This is a genomic window from Bartonella sp. AA9NXGY (genome assembly GCF_042196845.1).
GTDB lineage: Bacteria > Pseudomonadota > Alphaproteobacteria > Rhizobiales > Rhizobiaceae > Bartonella.
On sequence record NZ_JBHIRB010000040.1, the window covers coordinates 1 to 4,836 of the forward strand.

Genomic DNA, 4,836 nt, shown 5'->3' on the forward strand with positions numbered 1-4,836 from the left:
AGCGTGACGGGGGATGTGACCAACAACAAAACGGGCTTAATTTATGTGAAGGGCAATGGTGCTTTACAAGTTGATGGGGATTTGTTGAATGATTTTGGTGCCATAATGGCAGAGGGTGATTTGGGTTTCACCAATGCGGCTGGCAGCGGAAAAAGCCTTTCGCTTGTTAACAAAGCAGGCTTTATTCAAGCTGGTGGAAACTTAAATATCCAAACCAACACTCTAAAAAACGAAGCCGATAGCACGCCTGTCATCACAGAAAAAACGGAATATAGCGATATTTCTTTCCAAAGACCAAAGGGTTCTGATCAACTCAGTGATGGGATGTTATATCAAGATGGTCCCAACCTTTGGGGAAAGGGTCACTTTGAGGATAGAACAATAGTTATTGCACACCAGTATATACCTAGGGAAGTATTTGTATTTGATAAAAATCTTTGGGCTAACAAAGAAGAAACGTACGGTAAAGCAACTTTGGAAGATGGAGCATTTTATAGGGCATTTACTTGGAAATATGATAAAACAAAAAGTAATATAAGACGGTATCAATGGAATAATCAGTCACATATGACAGAAGAAACTGTCACGCAGGGGTTTTCGCATAAGCCCACCATTCAGGGGATGATACAATCTCACGGCAATCTCATCATTAACGCCGATAACATTGACAACCATTATAGTTTTATAGAAGCAGGGGGAAATGCCTATATCCACGCCAATGTGCTCACCAATTTGGGTGCAACAACTTATAAAAACACCTATATGGGTTGTCAGGCTTATACAGACAGTTGTTATGGCTATAAAGCTGATGGAAGCCGCGATGTTTCTTTAGATATAGCCGATGGCAAATTTCGTCATATCCGCTCAGAAGCTTTGGAGAGTGTTCCTGGTCTTGTCCAAGCGGGTGGCACTTTAAATCTGGTGGTCGATCAACTCAATAACACGGCAGCGGAAGGTTCGATTACAGGGGATGCGCATTTTGAAGCAAAAACCGTTGAAGGCAATCCACTGGAGTCCTTAAGTGGTTTAACCGGGGCTGGCGCTCTCTTTACACCAAAAGTGGATCTCAATAATGCAGGGGAACTTTCTGAGGGGCTCCCTTTACCAAAGCCCCAATCGGGGGGTGTTGGGGGCACGCTGCCCAATCAAAATTTTATTTATGAAACGCGGGCAGAATTCCTTGATGTTGGCAAGTTTTATGGCTCAGCTTATTATTTGAACAGAATTGGCTACAATCCTGATCGGGAGATTTTTTTCTTAGGCGATGCTTATTTCGAAAAGCAGCTGATTGAAAAACAAATGCGTGATCTGGTTGGTCAAGGTTTGGGTAAAGGCTCCTTTATTCCTGGAAGTGATGCCATTGAACAAGTCAAAACCTTGCTGGATGTCGGGGCAGAATATGCAAAAGCCCACAATCTCCCCTTTGGTGAGGCTTTGAGTGAAGAACAATTGGCGTCCCTAGAAGCCCCGATGGTGATTTATGTACGCCAACAGGTCAAGGGCATGGATGTTTATGCACCGGTGCTTTATATCCCTGAAAAAGACAGAGCCTCCTTTGTTCCTGCTGGGGCTTTGATCATGGGCGATGATATCAATATCACCAGCCAAAATACAAGCAATTCCACAATAACCAATTCAGGGCGGATTGCGGCAAATCACCAATTGCATGTGCATGGCGGGGATATCTTTAGTCAAGGAGGGCATTTTGCGGCGGGTGGTGATGCTATTTTGCTTGCAGAGAAGAATATTCGTTTGGATGCAGGGCGCACAACGGTTGACGGCGTGGAGACCGTATTAAACACCGAGGCACTTTCTGCTGGTGGTAATGCAACGGTGATTGCCAAACAAGATATCACAGCCTCAGGGGTGGGGATCACTACCGGAGGTGATCTTGCCATGGCTACAGAACAAGGCAACTTGACGATCGGTTCAGCAGAAACCCATTACCATGATGAACAGGGTGATGCTACCATGCATCATAAATCAGAAGTCAACTCTGGTGGCTCGACGACACTTGCCTCTGGAAAAGATTTGAATATCTTAGGCTCTGATGTTCAAACAAAGGATAAACTTCTCTTGCAAGCTGAGAGGAATGTTTCGATTGATGCCACACGCAATAGTATGGATAATCAGAATGGGAGTGAAACATCTCATGTTGCTTTACACAATGGCTCTCATTTAAGTTCTGGAAAAGAGACCACTGTTCTCTCTGGAAAAGATATCCATATGGCGGCTTCCGATATAGATGCCAAGGGCAAGGTGGGGCTGAAAGCCAGTAACGATATCCTGATCAACAATGCAGAAGATAGCTTACATTATGAGATATCCGATCACAAAGAGGATGGAATATTTAGTGAGAGAGTCCATAATAATGTTGAGGCTACTCAAGTTGTGGGCTCAAGTATAACAGGGGGTGAAGGGATGGCCTTTGAATCTGGCAACGATACAAAAATCATTGGATCGATGCTTTTTGCTGGAAAAGAAGAGGAAACACCAGATCAAGCAAAAGCAGATATTTCTATTCACTCTGGTGGGAATATTCTCATAAAAGGCGCTCAAGAACACTACGATCAGCAATACCAATCGTCATCAAGTAGCTTTTTGCATGAGAAATCTTCCGATAAATCTGAATCGCACACCACAACAGTTTCCTCTGTTCTTGAGGCAACGGGCAACATTGATTTGCAAGCAGAAAAAGAGTCCACAATTACTGCTTCTTATCTGCTTTCAGGTCAAAACATCAATGTGACAGCAGAAAATGTGACGATTGATGGCATGCAAGATCACCATAGCAGCCACTCAGAAGAACATGCATCTGGTTTTGGCGCGGGCTCAGGTGAGGACTTTGTGTCGATATATGGGAGTGAGGAAAAGGTGCAAAATGAAGAGAGTTTTGAACATCAAGGCTCTTCTCTCAATGCGTATGGCACTATCAACATCATTGCCAAGAAAAAAGATGTGAGCATAGTGGGCTCTGATTTTGCAGGTGAGAATATTAACCTTTCGGCAGCTCGTGATGTCAATGTGCTTGTGGGTCATAATAGCCATAAGTCAAATTCTGAAGAAAAGCGTTCAGGTTTTGGCATTCAGTTTGGAAAGAGCAGCAGTAGTGTTTCTTTGGGTGTTGGGGTTGCAAGCGTCAAAGATACGGGCGATCAATGGGAAACCACTTCCGCACAATCACACATCACGGCACGCCGAGATGTGCAGATTACTGCTGACAATGATGTAAATATGCAAGCAGCTATTGTTTCGGCGGATCGTGATGTCAACATTGATGCCGGTAATAATATCACGCTTTCGGAAAGCCAAGATATCTCTAAGACACAAAAAAACCATGAAAATTTCTTTGCTGGTGTTACAGGTTCTGTCAATGTGGGTATTCTTGGTACAGTAAAAGATGTAAAGGATGCAGTTAAACGTTTTGGTCATGGGGATACAAAACACAAAATCGGCAATGGCATCATTCTTGGTCTAAAAGGCAAAGATCTCTATAACAAAGGCAAAGATCTCTATAATGGGATAAAGAGCGGATCAACAAAAGATTCCCTTCTCAAGATGGTGGATATTTCTACCAGTGTTACCGTAGGCTTTAAGACTGAAAAGGAAGAGAAGTCTTCTCAGACATCTACTGCTGTAACCAATAGCATAGAAGCTGGGCGTTCTGTCAATATGAAAGCCCACAAAGGCAGCATCCATGGTGTTGGAGCTGATATTATCGCTGGCACCAATCCTGTTTATGCGCTGGGCAATGATCCGCAGAGCGGGAATATCAACTTGGAAGCAGGACAGCATATTACCTTTGAAAGTGCGCAAAACAAGAAAAGCAAACAAAAACATAGCCAAAGCGCTTCAATGAATATTGGAGCCAGTTATGGCACGGGTGGCGCAGGGGTAACAGGCAGTGCTGCTTTTAGTCAAGGGGAAGGTTCCAGTGAACAGGTTCAACAAAAGAACAGCCATATTGATGGCACAGGTACTGTTCATACCACGAGTGGGGCAAACACCACATTGGCAGGCGCCGTGGTTTCTGGAGAGCGTGTAGAAATGGAAGTAGGAGGTGATTTTACCGTTGTCAGCCGCAGTGATACGGGACAAACTTCCAGCAAAAAAAACTCTGTTTCTGTTGGGGTTAAAGGCAATGGAAAGCCTGATGGTGCGTCAATAAACGTCTCTTTCCAAAATGATCAATCCTCCAGCGATTATCACAGTGTTGTGGAACAATCAGGCATTAAAGCCCGTGATGACGGCTTTGAGATCACCGTTAAAGATAAAACAACGCTGACTGGAGGTATTATTGAAAGCACAGCCTTGGCAGAAAAAAACAGCCTGACCACAGGAAGCATCAGCACCAGTGATATCAGCAACAGTGCGAGTGCCAAAGCCAGCAGTGATGGGATTAGCATTGCAGCGGGTGGTGCAATGGGCGAATACGACATCGCTAAAAACATTGCCAAAAATGTTTTAGATCATGCAGAACAACAGGATTCAAGGGAAGGATATACCAAATCTGCCATTAGCGATGGCACCATCGTCATTACTGATGAAGCAGGGCAGAAGGCATTGACAGGGCAAGGCGTTGATCAAACCATAGCTTCCCTTAACCGTAATACCGCTGAAGCTCATAAGGGTGTATCACAAATAGATGTCACTAAGCTGGAACAAACAGCTGGTGAAGATCGTAAAATGGCAACACAATTGCTGGAAGAAGGATTTAAATACAGCGATAAAGCCTATAAAAAATATAGTGAAGAATCCTCTAAAAAGCGCAATGATGTAGCCCCTAAAAAGCGCAATGATGTAGCCCCTAAAAAGCGCAATGCTGAAGCCTCTAAA

Annotated in this window: 1 protein-coding gene; it reads left to right on the forward strand. The window is 43.9% G+C overall.

The genetic code is table 11. The features are described 5' to 3' along the window. A partial coding sequence (locus tag ACFIM6_RS09380; RefSeq protein WP_375612609.1) for a hemagglutinin repeat-containing protein occupies positions 1-4,836 on the forward strand: 4,836 nt, incomplete at both ends.